Raw genomic sequence first — 16165 nt, 5'->3', positions numbered from 1 at the left:
ATGAAATCATTTGATGTTGTTATTGCTGGTGGTGGAATGGTCGGGCTTGCATTAGCCTGCGGATTACATGGCTGTGGATTACGTATAGCGATAATAGAAAATCACCCAGTCACCACGCATTTCCATCCGCAAGATGATTTTGCATTACGGGTATCTGCGATTAATACTGCCAGTGAGTTATTACTCAAGAAATTGGGGGTATGGGAAAACTTAACGGCATTACGTACAGCTCCTTATCAAGGTATGGAAGTATGGGATCAAGATAGTTTTGGACGTATTGCGTTTTCAGCGCAACAAGAAGGGTTATCTCATCTTGGCACTATTATTGAAAATCATCTTATTCGTGAAGTGCTGTGGCAAAAGGTCACCAGTCATAGTGATATTACCTGTTATTCCCCAGCTCAAATTGAACGCATTGTGTGGGGAGAAAATGAAGCCTTTATCAGCTTAAATGACGGTGAAATGTTAACCGCTAGGCTGGTTGTTGGCGCCGATGGTGCGAATTCTTGGTTGCGTAAAAATGCTGATATTCCACTGACTTTTTGGGATTATGAACATCACGCTTTAGTCGCAACCATACGCACAGAACAACCCCACGATAATGTGGCGCGCCAAGTATTTCATGGTGAGGGGATTTTAGCCTTTTTACCTCTTGCAGATCCTCATACTTGTTCTATTGTGTGGTCGCTACCTAGCTCATTGGCTGAAGATTATAAGAGTGCAGATAAAACGCGATTTGAACGTACGCTAGGTGTTACTTTTGATATGTGCTTAGGCCAGTGTGAATTAGTCAGTGAACGTATGACAATTCCATTAACGGGTCGCTATGCACGTCAATTTGCCGCTCCACGGTTAGCGCTATTAGGTGATGCCGCGCATACCATCCACCCTTTAGCTGGACAAGGGGTTAACCTTGGCTTTATGGATGTTGCTGAATTAATTGGTGAAATCCGTCGTTTAAAAGCAGAAGGTAAAGATTTTGGTGAGTATCTCTATTTAAGACGTTTTGAGCGCCGCCGTAAACATGCCGCTGCGGTCATGTTAGCGACTATGCAAGGGTTCCGCGAATTATTTGAAGGTAATAACCCTATTAAAAAGTGGGTGCGTGATATCGGTCTTTCGTTAGCAGATAGTTTACCAGGAGTAAAACCAAAGTTACTTGAACAGGCGATGGGACTTTCTGATTTACCAGAATGGCTAAAGCATAAAAATTCTGTTTCAGCTGAAAAAATCTAATTCAACAGCCATTTCACATTACTTTTCTTTATAACAGACTGGAAAAATAACACTAAAAATAGCTATTTTTTCAGTCTATTCTTTGTATTGCTCCCCTTTTTTTAGTCATTATTCACTAAAAATGAGGGCTGATACGCATAATTACAATCATTCATTCTGCATACTTATTTCTCTACATTATGATTGGTAGAGGTAATACCCTATTTTAACTTATGGTTTATTTTTTCTCTTAGTGATAAGTTCAAAGTAAAGGTATCGTTTGCGTTGTACGTTAATTGCTCACATTTGTTAAAATAATGTTTAAAAATAAACTTAAGCTTGTAATTAACACGCTGATTTTTAATCAAGTTTAATTTTATATTTAACAAATTGCGTTCTCTGGATCATCTAAACTAAAAATAGAAAGAGGGAAGAATGGCAAAACAGACTCCGTTATATGATGAGCACGTCGCCTGTGGTGCTCGTATGGTTGATTTTCATGGTTGGATGATGCCACTGCATTATGGCTCTCAAATTGATGAACACCATAATGTGCGTCAAGATGCAGGTATGTTTGATGTATCTCACATGACGATTGTTGATTTACATGGCCCGCAAGTTAAAGACTTTCTACGTTATCTATTAGCGAATGATGTCGCTAAACTCACCGAAAAAGGCAAAGCACTTTATACTGGTATGCTAAATGCGTCTGGTGGTGTGATTGACGATCTGATTGTTTACTACTTTGATGAGACTTTCTATCGTCTGGTGGTTAACTCCGCAACCCGCGAAAAAGATTTAGCGTGGATCACTGAGCATGCCAAAGATTATGTCGTCGATATTCAAGTACGTGATGATTTAGCATTAATTGCAGTACAAGGCCCTCACGCACAAGAAAAAGTACAGCGTTTATTAAGTGAATCGCATCGCCAAATAGTGGCAGCGATGAAGCCTTTCTATGGCGTACAACTTGATGATCTCTTCGTCGCGACGACAGGTTATACCGGTGAAGCAGGTTATGAAATCGCCATGCCAAAAGAGCAAGCCGTTGATTATTGGCAAAAGTTATTAGCAGTGGGGGTTAAGCCCGCAGGGTTAGGTGCTCGAGACACTTTACGTTTAGAAGCGGGTATGGATCTTTATGGTCAAGAGATGGATGAAACTATTAATCCTCTTGAGGCTAATATGGGATGGACGATTGCCTGGTTACCCGAAGATCGTCAATTTATTGGTAGAGAAGCATTAGAAAAATTACGCGCAACAGGCACAGATAAACTGGTTGGTCTGGTGATGCGAGAAAAAGGGGTGTTACGTGCAGGTAGTGCCGTGCACTTTACCGATGATTTAGGTGAATTAAGAGAAGGCGTTATTACTAGTGGCACATTTTCACCGACATTGGGCTTTAGTATTGCATTAGCCAGAGTACCCGCAGGTATTAAAGATAGCGCAATTGTTTTATTGCGTAATCGTGAAATACCGGTAGAGGTGGTAAAACCTGGTTTTGTTCGTTCAGGTAAAGCATTGGTATAAAGCATTATTATTTTAAATGGAGAGTACGGTCAATGAGTCAAATACCTAGTGAATTAAAATATGCGCAATCTCATGAGTGGATCCGTTCTGAAGGCAATGGCGAATACACTATCGGCATCACTGAACATGCTCAAGAGTTGTTAGGTGATATGGTGTTTGTTGATCTTCCTGATGTAGGCAGTGAAGTTGATCTTGGGGATGATTGTGCTGTGGCTGAATCAGTAAAAGCTGCATCAGATATTTATGCCCCATTATCTGGCGAAATTATTGCAGTAAATGAGGAGTTGGATGGTTCACCAGAGCTGGTTAATAGTGATCCTTATGGGGATGGATGGTTATTTCGCATAAAAGCAAAAGATGAAAGCGAATTAAACGATCTCCTTGATGCGGCTGGCTACCAAGAGTTAGTTGAAAACGAAGAGTAAAAATAAGCGCCTCGTCATTAAAAAGTCGAGGCGTTTTTATTTATCAGCCTATTTTCAAATCAGTAAAAACAGCTTATCCATTTATTGTGAATTCAGGAATTACCCGCAATGACACAAACTTTAACTCAATTAGAATATCGTGATGAATTTATTCGTCGCCATATTGGCTCATCGCCAGAACAGATTAAAGAGATGCTTGATGTTGTTGGCATCTCCTCATTAAATGAATTAACACAAAAGATTGTTCCCGATAATATCCAATTAGCAACGCCGCCTAATGTCGGAGGGGGGGCTACTGAACAAGAAGCATTAGCAGAACTAAAAGCGATAGCCCGTAAAAATAAACGTTTTACCTCTTATATCGGTATGGGATATGCGCCTTCTGTATTGCCTCCTGTTATTTTACGTAATTTGCTAGAAAATCCAGGTTGGTATACTGCTTATACTCCTTATCAGCCAGAAGTTTCTCAAGGGCGTCTTGAATCATTACTTAACTTTCAACAAGTAACCATTGATTATACTGGCATGGATTTAGCCTCTGCTTCGCTATTAGATGAAGCCACTGCTGCCGCTGAAGCTATGGCAATGGCAAAACGTGTTAGTAAACTAAAAAATGCGGAGCGTTTTTTTGTCGCTGATGATATTCATCCCCAAACACTAGACGTAGTAAAAACCCGAGCTAACACCTTTGGTTTTGAAGTGATTGTCGATAAAGCTGAAAAAGTGTTAGAGCTAGAAGGTGTCTTTGGTGTGCTATTACAGCAAGTCGGCACAACCGGTGAAATTCATGATTATAGTCAGCTCATTAGTGAACTAAAAACGCGAAAAATTATTACCAGTGTAGCGGCTGATCTAATGGCACTGGTGTTATTAACGGCTCCAGGGCAACAAGGAGCGGATATTGTATTAGGCTCAGCCCAACGCTTTGGGGTGCCAATGGGATATGGTGGTCCACATGCTGCTTTCTTTGCCTGTCGAGATGAATATAAACGAGCCATGCCAGGACGTATTATCGGTGTCTCGCGTGATGCTGCAGGTAACAGAGCGTTACGTATGGCAATGCAAACTCGTGAACAGCATATTCGCCGTGAAAAAGCTAACTCGAATATTTGTACTTCACAGGTATTACTGGCCAATATTGCTGCCATGTATGCGGTATATCATGGGCCTGAAGGTCTAAAAAATATTGCTCAGCGTATTCATCGCTTAACGGATATTTTAGCCGCGGGTTTAATTCAAAATGGCATGACATTACGCCATCAGACATGGTTTGATACTTTAACCGTTGAAACAGCGGATAAAGCGGGTGTATTACAACGTGCTAAAGATGCTGAAATTAATTTACGAACCGATATTGTTGGCGCAGTAGGTGTCACTTTAAGTGAAGTGACGACTCGCGAAGATGTTGTCAGATTGATTGAGATTATCAGTGGTAAAGCTTTCTCTGATGACATTGATACATTAGATGCATTGGTAGCTTCTTCATCGACCTCAATTCCAACGGCAATGTTGCGTAAAGATGCGGTGTTAACCCATGAAAACTTCCATCTTTATCACAGTGAAACTGAAATGATGCGCTATATGCATCGTTTAGAAAATAAAGATTTAGCGCTTAACCAAGCAATGATCCCGTTAGGCTCATGTACTATGAAGCTTAATGCTGCGGCTGAAATGCTGCCGATCACATGGCCTGAATTTACCGAAATGCACCCATTCTGCCCACCTTATCAAGCGCAAGGCTACCAGATAATGATTGAGCAGCTATCTAATTGGTTGGCTGCCATAACGGGTTATGATGCGATGTGTATGCAACCTAACTCAGGGGCGCAAGGGGAGTATGCTGGATTGTTAGCTATTCGTCGTTACCATCAAAGCCGAGGAGAAGGAAATCGCCATATCTGTTTAATTCCAAGCTCAGCCCATGGTACAAACCCTGCATCAGCCCATATGGCGGGTATGACGGTGGTTGTTGTGGGGTGTGATGAAAATGGTAATATCGACATTGCAGACTTAAAAGCGAAAGCAGAGAAGCACCAAGCTGAGCTTTCTTGTGTGATGGTGACTTATCCTTCAACTCACGGTGTTTATGAAGAGGGTATACGTGAAGTTTGTGAGATCATTCATCAATATGGCGGACAGGTTTATCTTGATGGCGCTAATATGAATGCGCAAGTGGGGATCACGACCCCAGGCTTTATCGGCTCTGATGTATCACACTTAAACTTACATAAAACTTTCTGTATCCCCCATGGCGGTGGTGGCCCAGGTATGGGACCTATTGGCGTAAAAGCACATTTAGCGCCATTTGTACCTGGACATAGTGTCGTGGAAATGGACGGTGTTACGACCCAAGGTGCCGTGTCAGCAGCACAATTTGGTAGTGCCTCAATATTACCCATTAGCTGGATGTACATCCGTATGATGGGCTCAGAAGGGCTTAAACAAGCGAGCCAAGTAGCGATTTTAAATGCTAACTATATTGCTCAACGCTTAAAAGATGACTATGACATCCTCTATTCTGGGGCGGAAGGTTACGTTGCCCATGAATGTATTATTGATATTCGTCCACTCAAAGCTAACTATGGTATCAGTGAAATGGATGTGGCGAAGCGTCTAATTGATTACGGCTTCCATGCGCCAACCATGTCATTCCCTGTTGCGGGGACATTAATGATTGAGCCAACAGAATCTGAAAGCAAAGTTGAAATTGACCGCTTTATTGATGCGTTACTCTCGATTCGTGCTGAAATTGCACAAGTCGATGACGGGGTATGGCCGATTGATGATAATCCGCTAGTGAATGCACCACATACACAGTATGAATTAGTGCAAGAATGGTCACATAGCTATAGCCGTGAATGTGCGGTATTCCCAAGTGAAGCAACGAAACGCAATAAATATTGGCCGGCAGTAAAACGCCTTGATGATGTTTATGGTGATCGTCATTTGCATTGTTCTTGTGCACCAATAAGTGATTATGAATAAAGGTTAATTTAGCGCTATTACTAAATAAAATACCGAGGGTAAATTCAAAATCTACCTTCGGTATTTTTTTGGTCAGTATCAAATGAACAGCAAAAAATTATTTTAACCAGCCTTTTTTCTGTGCCTCTAGTAATTGAGGATAGAGGTATTGCCAAAATTCTGGCCACTGTTTTTCGATAAATAGATTTCGTGCAATCACTTGTTCTAAACGGATATTATTTTCAACCCAGCTTTGCCCTTCGTTATGTAGATTCATTAACATTGGCATTGCGCGATCTAAAATATTGGCAAATTGTGACTCAGGGGTTTGTGCTGCATCATATTCAAGCCAGAGATTAAGAAAATATTCACTTTGTGGTGCAGGTAACAACGAAAAAATACGTCTGGCTGCTTTTTGCTCTTGCTCTTTAATCGCTTCACGAGCAGCAACATCATAAACCATCACATCGCCAGCATCGATTTCGACAATATCATGCACTAAAGCTAGCTGGATCGCTCTACCTATATCAATATCACCGGCATAAGGTTGAAAACTCATTGCTGCAACAGCAAAGTGCCAACTATGCTCAGCGGTATTTTCAGCACGGCTATTGTCTAATACATTATTTTTGCGGTAAACGCGTTTGAGTTTATCAAGTTCAATAATAAAATTGATGGTATCTGAAAAGGGGCCAAAAGCCCCATTAGTTTGTTGTGTCATAAAAATCCGTTCATATGGAAGTGCTATCACTCATCTTCTAAAGAGTAAGGCAAAGGTTTAATCGTTAAGCGGCTGGTGGTATCACCTTGGACACGAAATACGCTGTCAGCATCCATATCATTATTCATCACCACTTCGGCGATAATCGTGTTATCGGCCATACGAACCGCACTTAATACCGTGCCTGTTTTGCGCCATTTATCTTCACCTAATTGCCACTCAACGCTACCGCCAATGTCGGGCAATTGTGCTGCGCCACCTGATAACAGATACATAGCACGTTTATTTGCGCCTCTGAATTTGGCACGAGACACCATTTCTTGACCTGTATAGCAACCTTTTTTAAAGCAAATACTTAATGGTAATGCTTGTAAGTTAGTCGCTTGTGGTAAGAATTGTTCGATATTAGGGGTATCAATAATGGGATAACCCGCCTCGATATCAAGGGCTAACCACTGGTCACTATCACTGGTTTCTGCGGGCAATGTCGTGGCTAGTTTTTTGGCAGTCTCTTCATCTGTAACAATTAAAAAGCGCTCTGTAGGTAACGGGAGTTGCAGTAAGTAGCTATTTTGGTGATTAACCACTTCATTGGCTTTACGGGGGATCTCAGGGAAGAATTCCGCTAAGGCTTGTGCCGCGCCTTGCCCCGCAAGTCCTAATAATACCGCATCTGTATTTTCAGTAAAAGTCACTTTTGAAAATACGGCGTATTTTTTAAGCTCAGTAAGTTGTTTTTCAGCAACATTTTTCCGCAATATATAAGCAAATCCTGCTTGTTGATGGAAAATGCGCAATGTACTCCACATTTTCCCTTTAGCTTCACAATGAGCGGCTAAAGTGTGCTCTGTAGTCGGTAATGCGGCAATATCCGCTGTTAGTTGGCCTTGTAAGTATTTTTCACTATCAGCCCCTGTTGCAGTTATCAATGACCAATCATCTAAAGAGATCAAGGTGAGTGGTAAATTGATTGCGGCATGAGGGCGTTTTGTCTGAGTAGAATTTTGAGTCATGACATCACCCGCTATGTAGTTAATCCGATACACTGTTTATGGTAAAAGAGTCACAAGACAATGCAAGTCATTATTATTTTCAGCGCACAGAAAGAATTTTGTGCATAACAATTTATTGATGCTTCAAAGCGTTGCTATTGGACGAAAGCGACAAATTGTGATCATTTTGATGTTAAAAAGAGTGCGATAAGACTATCATCAAGGCAGGAAGAAATAGTGGTATTTCTTGAAGTGAACATATTAAAGAGCAGAATATGACTATCGATATAGAAAATAAAGCACGAATAAATTGGGCATGTCGCCGTGGAATGCGTGAACTAGATATTTCTATCATGCCTTTTTTCGAAAACGAGTACGACACACTCTCTGATGACGACAAAAGGCTCTTTGTTCGTTTACTTGAATGTGCTGATCCTGATTTATTTAATTGGTTGATGAACCACGGCCGCCCTGATGATGAAGATCTTTATTACATGGTAAAGTTAATTCAAGAGCGTAATAGAATTCGTATGGCTGAAATTGTTAATAAGTATTAGTACTAATAAAAATAGAATATAAAACCAAGTGCATTAAATAAAGCCTGAAGTACTAAGTATCACGCCCTTATTCATTAAATGAATAAGGGCGTTTTAGTAAGTAAAAAACGAAGAATAGAAAATTTTAATGAGGTAATATTAAATCTTAGTGACAATAATTTTGCGTGGCATTTCAAAGAAAAAATAGAGGATCGTCATTTTATTTTTTATATTCTCCTTTTTTTACAAAAATCAGTTATGCTATTAAAAAACGACGACGATATCTTGTTGTAATAATAAGATATTAAAGCAGGAGCTAATATCACTCGTGACTTTATGGAAATCACATTTAACAGTTTCTTGGTTTACACAGTTATTTTCAACTAGTGTTTACGTTATTTTTGAAATAGCATTGCTGTTATATCCTTGGCCACCTGGCTTTATTTATATCTGGGTTCCTTTGTTACTTTTACTTATATTAGGTTGGTATTTTAGCCAAAAAAATATCAATAAAAGGAAAGGGGATTTAGTGCTGCTTAATGGCAATCGTATTCAATGGAAATATCATGAATGGCAGATTGCAAAACAACCGTGGATCAGCCGATTTGGTGCAAAAATAACGTTAGATTCTATCTTAAATAATAAGCAAATCACGCTATGGGTTGCTTTTGATAGTATGCCGGAAAATGAGTGGCGAAATTTTTCACAACTGCTGATGCAATACCCAGATATTTAATTCTGGGTATGTATATAAACCGTTAGAATGCTTACTGATTGACTAAGGTTAAAAGTGTTACCTTGCGGTAGATAACCTGAAGCAATAGATTGATTGCGATTTACAAGTTTTCTTCTATTTCTCGTAAAATTTGCATACACCACTGTGATAAACGTTCATCACTTTCTTCAAATTGATTCACCTCATCTAATGCGAGCCCGACAAAATGTTTACCATCATCAGTAAGTGGTTTAGGACTGGTAAATTCATACCCTTCAATAGGCCAAAAACCGATAAATTTAACACCACTTGGCAGTAAATGGTGGTAGAGCATACCTAATGCATCTAAAAACCATTCACCATAATCAATTTGATCCCCCATTCCATACATAGCAACGAGTTTATCTTTGAGATCTAATGTTGGTAGCGTTTCCCAAATTGCGAGCCAATCTTCTTGGATCTCACCAAAGTCCCAGGTTGGAATACCTAAAATAAGAATGTCATACTCTTGCATCAGAGTAATATCGCACTCTTGAACATTATGAAGATCAATAAACTCTTCACCGAGAATGTCACGAATTTTTTCTGCCGCCATTTCGGTATAACAGGTGCTGGAACCGTAAAATAGACCAATTTTCATAAAGATTTTTAGGATATTTTTGCTAATAAAGGTCACTATTGTACCAGAAAACTTTTTCTATGAGGCATAATGTACAAGTAACAACGTAAAGAAGAGAGAGTAAACCCGTGACCCAGACCAAGTTATCGACACAAACGACAACAAATAATAACCAAGAAGATAATGACGTTATCATAGAACAATTTCTCGATAGTATTTGGCTAGAGCAAGGGTTATCTGCGAATACACTCAGCGCTTATCGTTTAGATTTGCAGGCGTTAAGCCAGTGGCTGGTCACACAAAAACTCAATTGGTTATCGGTGACGACGTTAGATTTACACGCTTTTCTTGCCACTCGTTTGGATGAGGGCTATAAAGCAACCAGTGCGGCACGACTGTTAAGTACCTTACGTCGGTTTTTCCAATATCTTTATCGTGAGAAATTACGCCAAGATGATCCCAGCGCTTTGCTTTCTACACCTAAATTACCCAAACGTTTACCCAAAGACTTAAGTGAACAGCAAGTAGAAAATTTACTTAGCGCTCCTTGTATTGATGAGCCAATAGAATTACGCGACAAAGCGATGCTTGAGGTTCTTTATGCCTGTGGATTACGGGTTTCTGAGCTAGTAGGATTGTCTTTATCTGATATTAGCTTACGGCAAGGGGTGTTACGTGTGATAGGTAAGGGCGATAAAGAACGATTAGTTCCTTTAGGTGAAGAAGCTATTTACTGGTTAGAACAATATCTGCAATATGGTAGACCAGCCCTTATGCAAGGGAAAACCGATGATATTGTGTTTCCAAGCTTAAGAGGCCAAAAAATGACGCGACAAACATTTTGGCATCGTATAAAACATTACGCGGTGATCGCCGGAATTGATTCAGAGAAATTATCACCCCATGTGTTGCGGCATGCCTTTGCAACACATCTATTAAATCATGGAGCAGACTTGCGTGTTGTACAGATGTTATTGGGGCACAGTGACCTCTCTACAACACAGATTTATACCCATGTTGCTACAGAGCGCTTAAAAGTGCTTCATCAGCAACATCACCCAAGGGGATAACCGCCGAATGGCTGGTGTTAAATAGGAATTCAAATGAAAAAGAAATTACTCTGGTTACCCATTTTATTCAGTATGGTGTCAATGCCAGTGTTTGCAGATAACGCTGCTATTAAAGCGCAACTGGCAAAAATGCAGATAAAAGCAGAGAGCATTCAACCGACATCGATAGTGGGTTTAAATGCAGTGCTTTCTGATAAAGGCATTTTTTATATTACTGATGATGGGAAATACCTTACTGCAGGGCCGATTTATAATATTAATGGTGAGGAGCCTGTCAGTATCGCTAATCAAGTGATCATGAAAAAAATTGATTCACTTGAAAATGAAATGATTGTTTATAAGGCTGCTAATGAAAAATATGTGATCACGGTTTTTACCGATATTAGTTGCCCTTATTGCCAAAAATTGCATCAAGAAGTACCAGAGCTAAATAAACAAGGTGTCACGGTACGTTATTTGGCATTTCCTCGTAACGGGGTGAAAAATAATGTGGTCAGTCAACAGATGAATGCCGTATGGTGTAGCGGTTTTCCTAAAAAATCACTCGATAGTGCGTTTAAAGGTGACAAAATTATTGCGATTGATGACTGTAAAAAAATTAATATCAATGAGCACTTTAAACTTGGCACTATGATGGGCATTCAAGGTACGCCTGCGATTGTATTACCTGATGCGAGTATTTATGGCGGATATATATCGGCGACTAATCTACTTGAATTATTAAATAAAAAAGAGAAGTGATAGCGTTTTATGGTTACTATTGAACCGACATTACGTCGGCGTGTGGCGAAAGCAACAGCATTGCCAGAAAGCCTCGATCCCTTATTACGGCAAATTTATGCCAATCGAGGTATTACCTCTGAAACTCAGCTCGAGCGCTCGTTAAAGGGCTTATTGCATTATCAAGATTTAAACGGTATTGATGTTGCTATCTCTTTATTAGTTGAGGCATTAAAGCTGCAATCGCGGATCGTTATTGTAGGGGATTTTGATGCCGACGGGGCAACCAGTACAGCTCTTGCTATTAAAGCGTTACGGCAAATGGGATTTCAGCAAGTAAGTTACCATATTCCTAATCGTTTTGATGATGGTTATGGACTTAGCCCTCAAGTGGTTCATGATGTGGCGAAGAAAGGCGTAGATCTGATTATTACGGTTGATAATGGGATCTCCTCTTTTGAAGGTGTTGATGTTGCTCATGAATATGGTATCCGTGTATTGGTTACTGATCACCATTTGCCGGGTCACTCCCTTCCTCAAGCTGATGCAATTATCAATCCTAATTTAGCGGATTGTGCCTTTTTGTCGAAATCATTAGCGGGTGTCGGTGTCACTTTCTATTTAATGACCGCATTAAGAGCTGAATTAGAAAAACAAGGTTGGTTTACAGCACAGGGATTAGCTCGCCCCAATATGGCCGATTACCTTGATTTAGTCGCATTAGGCACGGTTGCTGATGTGGTTCCTCTTGATGAAAATAATCGTATTTTTGTTTATGAGGGATTACGCCGTATTCGTGCAGGACGTTGCTGTGCAGGGATCAAAGCCTTGACGGAAGTTTCACGTAAAACGTTGTCACAATTAGTCAGCAGTGACTTAGGTTTTGCATTAGGGCCAAGACTGAATGCGGCAGGGCGTCTTGATGATATGTCTGTTGGCGTTGCTTTACTGTTAACTAATGATATTGGTGTCGCCCGTGAAATTGCCAATGAACTGGATAGATTAAATCAGACTCGTCGTGAAATAGAAGCGGGAATGCAAGAAGAAGCGTCGACAATCTTTCGCCAATTTATTACTACCCAAGATGACTTACCGAATGGATTAGCTATTTATCATCCTCAGTGGCATCAAGGTGTGGTTGGCATTCTCGCCTCACGAATTAAAGAGAAACTGCATCGCCCAGTGATTGCTTTTGCCCCAAGCGGTGATGGTTTACTAAAAGGCTCTGGACGCTCTATTCATGGTGTACACTTGCGAGATGCATTAGAACGTTTGAATACGTTAAATCCGGGATTAATGGTGAAGTTTGGTGGCCATGCGATGGCGGCCGGACTATCTCTGGAAGAAGATAAATTTCCACTTTTTCAGCGTCACTTTTCGGCACTTATGGCGGAATTAGTTTCTGCTGAACAATTACAAGGCGTGATTTTAACAGACGGCGAGTTAAGCGACAGTCAGTTATCTTTACCTATTGCGGAAATGTTAAGAGAAGCAGGGCCTTGGGGACAAGCTTTTCCTGAGCCGCTTTTCGATGGCAAATTCACCTTACTACAGCAACGTATTGTGGGAAGCAAACATTTAAAAATGATGCTTCAACCGATAAATAGCCATGTAATGATTGATGCTATTGCATTTAATGTTGATGTTAATATATGGCCGGATAACAGTATTAAAACGGTTGAGCTTGCTTACCGATTAGACGTCAATGAATTTAGAGGACAGCGCAATGCACAACTGCTGGTGGAGCATATTTGGCCTTGTTAATCGCGATAGATAAGTCATTTTATGGTTGTATTGAGCAGCGCGCTGTTATGAGCACAATAATCCGATAGACAATTGTATATAAATGCTATAAACCCGCGCTGAGATCCGTTACAATATGCGGTTCAAAATTTATTCCAATTGTTTTTAAAAACAACGTTAAGACGAAAAAGTATGTTTGAAATCAATCCAGTAAAACACCAAATAGAAGAAGTCGCTGAGCGGACTCAAGTCCTCAGGGGGTATCTTTGACTATGATGCCAAGAAAGAGCGTTTAGAAGAAGTCAACGCAGAATTAGAGCAACCTGACGTGTGGAATGAGCCTGAAAAGGCGCAGGCGTTAGGAAAAGAACGCTCATCTCTTGAAGCTATTGTAGAAACAATCGACCAACTCGAACAAGGACTAGAAGATGTTTCTGGTTTACTTGACCTTGCTGTTGAAGCCGATGATGAAGAAACATTTAACGAAGCAGTTGCTGAGTTAGAAGGATTAAACAAAAAGCTTGAGCAATTAGAGTTCCGTCGTATGTTCTCTGGTGAATATGACAGTGCTGATTGCTATCTTGATTTACAAGCAGGCTCTGGCGGTACAGAAGCACAAGATTGGGCAAGTATGCTAATGCGTATGTACTTACGTTGGGCTGAATCTAGAGGCTTTAAAACAGAAATTATTGAAGAGTCTGACGGTGATGTTGCAGGTTTAAAATCAGCAACAATCAAAATCATAGGAGAATATGCCTATGGTTGGCTACGTACAGAAACCGGGGTTCACCGTTTAGTGCGTAAAAGCCCATTTGACTCCGGCGGACGTCGCCATACTTCATTTAGCTCTGCTTTTGTTTACCCTGAAGTTGATGACAATATTGATATTGAAATCAACCCAGCCGATCTGCGTATCGACGTTTACCGCGCATCAGGCGCTGGTGGTCAGCACGTTAATAAAACAGAATCTGCGGTACGTATTACCCACGTTCCTACAGGGCTTGTCACACAATGCCAAAATGATCGCTCTCAGCATAAGAACAAAGATCAGGCAATGAAACAGATGAAAGCGAAGTTGTATGAACTGGAAATGCAAAAGAAAAATGCAGATAAGCAAGTGATGGAAGATAATAAGTCAGATATTGGCTGGGGTAGCCAAATCCGCTCTTATGTTCTAGATGATTCACGAATTAAAGATTTACGCACTGGTGTGGAAACGCGTAATACACAAGCAGTGTTAGATGGTGATCTCGATAAATTTATTGAAGCTAGCTTAAAAGCGGGCCTGTGAGGAAAAACATGTCGCAACAGCAACAAGGTGCGGAGCAGGCACCTGATTTAAATAACGAACTGCAAACTCGCCGCGAAAAATTATCAGCTTTACGTGATAATGGTAACGCATTCCCAAATGATTTCCGCAGAGATGCCATGTCTGACGAATTACATCAAAAATATGATGCAATGAGTGCAGAAGAGTTAGACGCTGCTAATGTGGAAGTTGCTATTGCAGGTCGTATGATGACTCGCCGTATTATGGGGAAAGCATCTTTCGCTACATTGCAAGACATGGGCGGCCGTATCCAGCTTTATGTCTCTCGTGATGATCTGCCTGAAGGCGTTTATAACGAGCAGTTTAAAAAATGGGATCTCGGTGATATTTTAGGTGGCCGTGGCCGTGTATTTAAAACCAAAACAGGCGAACTGAGTATTCATTGTACTGAGTTACGTTTACTGACTAAAGCGCTACGTCCGTTACCTGATAAATTCCACGGTCTAGCTGACCAAGAGACACGTTATCGTCAGCGTTATTTAGACCTGATCTCTAATGAGAATTCACGTAATACTTTTAAGATCCGCTCGAAAATCATGTCTGCTATTCGCCAATTTATGGTGAATAAAGGCTTTATGGAAGTAGAAACACCGATGATGCAAACTATCCCAGGTGGAGCAAGTGCACGTCCGTTTATCACTCACCATAACGCACTAGATATTGATATGTATCTACGTATTGCACCTGAATTATATTTAAAACGTTTAGTTGTTGGTGGGTTTGATCGCGTTTTTGAAATCAACCGTAACTTCCGTAATGAAGGTGTATCACCACGTCATAACCCTGAGTTCACAATGATGGAACTCTATATGGCTTATGCTGATTATCGTGATCTTATCGAATTGACTGAAGAGTTATTCCGTACATTAACTCAAGATGTATTAGGTTCGACTATCGTCAAATATGGTGATGAAGAGTTTGATTTCGGTAAACCGTTTGAAAAACTGACCATGAAAGAAGCTATTTGCAAATATCGTCCAGAAACCAATATGGCTGATCTAGATGATATGGATAAAGCCGTTGCCATTGCTCAATCTATTGGTATTAAGATTGAAAAGAGTTGGGGGTTAGGCCGTGTTCAATGTGAAATTTTTGAAGAAGTAGCTGAAAGCCATTTGATCCAGCCAACTTTTATCATTGAATATCCAGCAGAAGTTTCACCACTGGCTCGTCGTAATGATGATAATCCATTTATTACCGATCGCTTTGAGTTCTTTATTGGTGGTCGTGAAATCGGTAATGGTTTCTCTGAGCTTAATGATGCGCAAGATCAAGCGGAGCGTTTTGAAGAGCAAGTTCGTCAAAAAGAAGCGGGTGACGATGAAGCCATGTTCTTTGATCATGACTATATCACTGCATTAGAGCATGGGTTACCACCTACAGCAGGTTTAGGTATTGGTATTGACCGTATGGTAATGCTATTTACCAATAGTCATACTATTCGTGATGTTATTTTATTCCCAGCGATGCGTCCGGGAAAATAATTATCGAATCACGATAAATACGCTATATGAAAAAAGCCATCGCAAGATGGCTTTTTTATGTCTAAATTTCAAGGGATTACACTCTATATTGTCTATTTGAT

At 40.4% G+C, this 16165-nt stretch carries 14 protein-coding genes; 11 read left to right on the top strand and 3 right to left on the bottom strand.

Going from position 1 to position 16165, the window contains the following annotated elements:
• The 4 genes from ubiI (at position 1) to gcvP (ending at position 6155) form a co-directional block, all read left to right on the top strand.
• Positions 1–1236: an FAD-dependent 2-octaprenylphenol hydroxylase gene (ubiI, locus tag HMPREF3129_RS08145; protein ID WP_004248529.1), complete on the top strand. Its 1236-nt coding sequence runs from the start codon at positions 1–3 to the stop codon at positions 1234–1236.
• Between the two features lie 414 nt (positions 1237–1650).
• A complete protein-coding gene (gcvT, locus tag HMPREF3129_RS08140) occupies positions 1651–2745 on the top strand; it encodes a glycine cleavage system aminomethyltransferase GcvT (RefSeq protein ID WP_004244043.1) in 1095 nt (364 codons plus the stop codon).
• A 32-nt stretch (positions 2746–2777) separates the two neighbouring features.
• A complete protein-coding gene (gene gcvH / locus HMPREF3129_RS08135; RefSeq protein WP_004248528.1) occupies positions 2778–3170 on the top strand; it encodes a glycine cleavage system protein GcvH in 393 nt (130 codons plus the stop codon).
• A 108-nt stretch (positions 3171–3278) separates the two neighbouring features.
• Complete coding sequence (gene gcvP / locus HMPREF3129_RS08130) at positions 3279–6155, top strand: aminomethyl-transferring glycine dehydrogenase (RefSeq protein WP_004248527.1); 2877 nt, start codon at positions 3279–3281, stop codon at positions 6153–6155.
• A gap of 97 nt (positions 6156–6252) precedes the next feature.
• Here the strand turns inward: gcvP and HMPREF3129_RS08125 are convergent, their stop codons facing one another.
• The gene (locus HMPREF3129_RS08125) at positions 6253–6855 is read right to left on the bottom strand and encodes an HD domain-containing protein (RefSeq protein ID WP_004248526.1); all 603 of its coding nucleotides are present in this window, start codon (positions 6853–6855) and stop codon (positions 6253–6255) included.
• Positions 6856–6881: 26 nt separating this feature from the next.
• Positions 6882–7868, bottom strand: a complete 987-nt coding sequence (gene ygfZ / locus HMPREF3129_RS08120; protein ID WP_004248524.1) for a tRNA-modifying protein YgfZ — start codon at positions 7866–7868, stop codon at positions 6882–6884.
• A 260-nt stretch (positions 7869–8128) separates the two neighbouring features.
• On the opposite strand from ygfZ, the gene sdhE reads away from it, so the two are divergent.
• Both sdhE and HMPREF3129_RS08105 read left to right on the top strand, forming a co-directional pair.
• Positions 8129–8404 carry an FAD assembly factor SdhE gene (gene sdhE / locus HMPREF3129_RS08115; protein ID WP_026090407.1) on the top strand — a complete coding sequence of 92 codons (276 nt, stop codon included), beginning with the start codon at positions 8129–8131 and terminating at the stop codon, positions 8402–8404.
• Positions 8405–8711: 307 nt separating this feature from the next.
• Positions 8712–9119: a protein YgfX gene (locus HMPREF3129_RS08105; protein WP_004244035.1), complete on the top strand. Its 408-nt coding sequence runs from the start codon at positions 8712–8714 to the stop codon at positions 9117–9119.
• 100 nt (positions 9120–9219) lie between these two features.
• On the opposite strand, the gene fldB is transcribed toward HMPREF3129_RS08105, so the two are convergent.
• Complete coding sequence (fldB, locus tag HMPREF3129_RS08100) at positions 9220–9738, bottom strand: flavodoxin FldB (RefSeq protein ID WP_004244033.1); 519 nt, start codon at positions 9736–9738, stop codon at positions 9220–9222.
• Between the two features lie 107 nt (positions 9739–9845).
• Between fldB and xerD the strand changes: the two genes are divergently transcribed.
• The 5 genes from xerD (at position 9846) to lysS (ending at position 16064) form a co-directional block, all read left to right on the top strand.
• Positions 9846–10787: a site-specific tyrosine recombinase XerD gene (xerD, locus tag HMPREF3129_RS08095; RefSeq protein ID WP_036918788.1), complete on the top strand. Its 942-nt coding sequence runs from the start codon at positions 9846–9848 to the stop codon at positions 10785–10787.
• Positions 10788–10820: 33 nt separating this feature from the next.
• On the top strand, positions 10821–11528 hold the full coding sequence (dsbC, locus tag HMPREF3129_RS08090; protein ID WP_036918785.1) for a bifunctional protein-disulfide isomerase/oxidoreductase DsbC: 708 nt from the start codon (positions 10821–10823) through the stop codon (positions 11526–11528).
• A gap of 9 nt (positions 11529–11537) precedes the next feature.
• Positions 11538–13271: a single-stranded-DNA-specific exonuclease RecJ gene (gene recJ, locus HMPREF3129_RS08085; RefSeq protein ID WP_036918783.1), complete on the top strand. Its 1734-nt coding sequence runs from the start codon at positions 11538–11540 to the stop codon at positions 13269–13271.
• A 171-nt stretch (positions 13272–13442) separates the two neighbouring features.
• A protein-coding gene (gene prfB, locus HMPREF3129_RS08080; protein ID WP_096043105.1) for a peptide chain release factor 2 occupies positions 13443–14541 on the top strand; the annotation gives its coding sequence in 2 pieces (ribosomal slippage) (positions 13443–13517 and positions 13519–14541; 1098 coding nt in all).
• An 8-nt stretch (positions 14542–14549) separates the two neighbouring features.
• Positions 14550–16064 carry a lysine--tRNA ligase gene (gene lysS / locus HMPREF3129_RS08075; RefSeq protein ID WP_004244024.1) on the top strand — a complete coding sequence of 505 codons (1515 nt, stop codon included), beginning with the start codon at positions 14550–14552 and terminating at the stop codon, positions 16062–16064.
• The last annotated feature ends 101 nt before the right edge of the window (positions 16065–16165 follow it).

The sequence above is a fragment of the Proteus sp. HMSC14B05 genome (assembly GCF_001808035.1).
GTDB classification, from domain to species: domain Bacteria; phylum Pseudomonadota; class Gammaproteobacteria; order Enterobacterales; family Enterobacteriaceae; genus Proteus; species Proteus mirabilis.
Note: the sequence above shows the minus strand (reverse complement) of the source record. Positions and strands in the feature narration are given on the sequence as shown.

What these genes read in the sequence shown, in the direction of transcription:
- ubiI (WP_004248529.1), top strand. Translation starts at nt 1, where the DNA reads ATGAAATCATTTGATGTTGTTATTGCTGGTGGTGGAATGGTCGGGCTT.
- gcvT (WP_004244043.1), top strand. Translation starts at nt 1,651, where the DNA reads ATGGCAAAACAGACTCCGTTATATGATGAGCACGTCGCCTGTGGTGCT.
- gcvH (WP_004248528.1), top strand. Translation starts at nt 2,778, where the DNA reads ATGAGTCAAATACCTAGTGAATTAAAATATGCGCAATCTCATGAGTGG.
- gcvP (WP_004248527.1), top strand. Translation starts at nt 3,279, where the DNA reads ATGACACAAACTTTAACTCAATTAGAATATCGTGATGAATTTATTCGT.
- HMPREF3129_RS08125 (WP_004248526.1), bottom strand. Translation starts at nt 6,855, where the DNA reads ATGACACAACAAACTAATGGGGCTTTTGGCCCCTTTTCAGATACCATC.
- ygfZ (WP_004248524.1), bottom strand. Translation starts at nt 7,868, where the DNA reads ATGACTCAAAATTCTACTCAGACAAAACGCCCTCATGCCGCAATCAAT.
- fldB (WP_004244033.1), bottom strand. Translation starts at nt 9,738, where the DNA reads ATGAAAATTGGTCTATTTTACGGTTCCAGCACCTGTTATACCGAAATG.
- dsbC (WP_036918785.1), top strand. Translation starts at nt 10,821, where the DNA reads ATGAAAAAGAAATTACTCTGGTTACCCATTTTATTCAGTATGGTGTCA.
- recJ (WP_036918783.1), top strand. Translation starts at nt 11,538, where the DNA reads ATGGTTACTATTGAACCGACATTACGTCGGCGTGTGGCGAAAGCAACA.
- lysS (WP_004244024.1), top strand. Translation starts at nt 14,550, where the DNA reads ATGTCGCAACAGCAACAAGGTGCGGAGCAGGCACCTGATTTAAATAAC.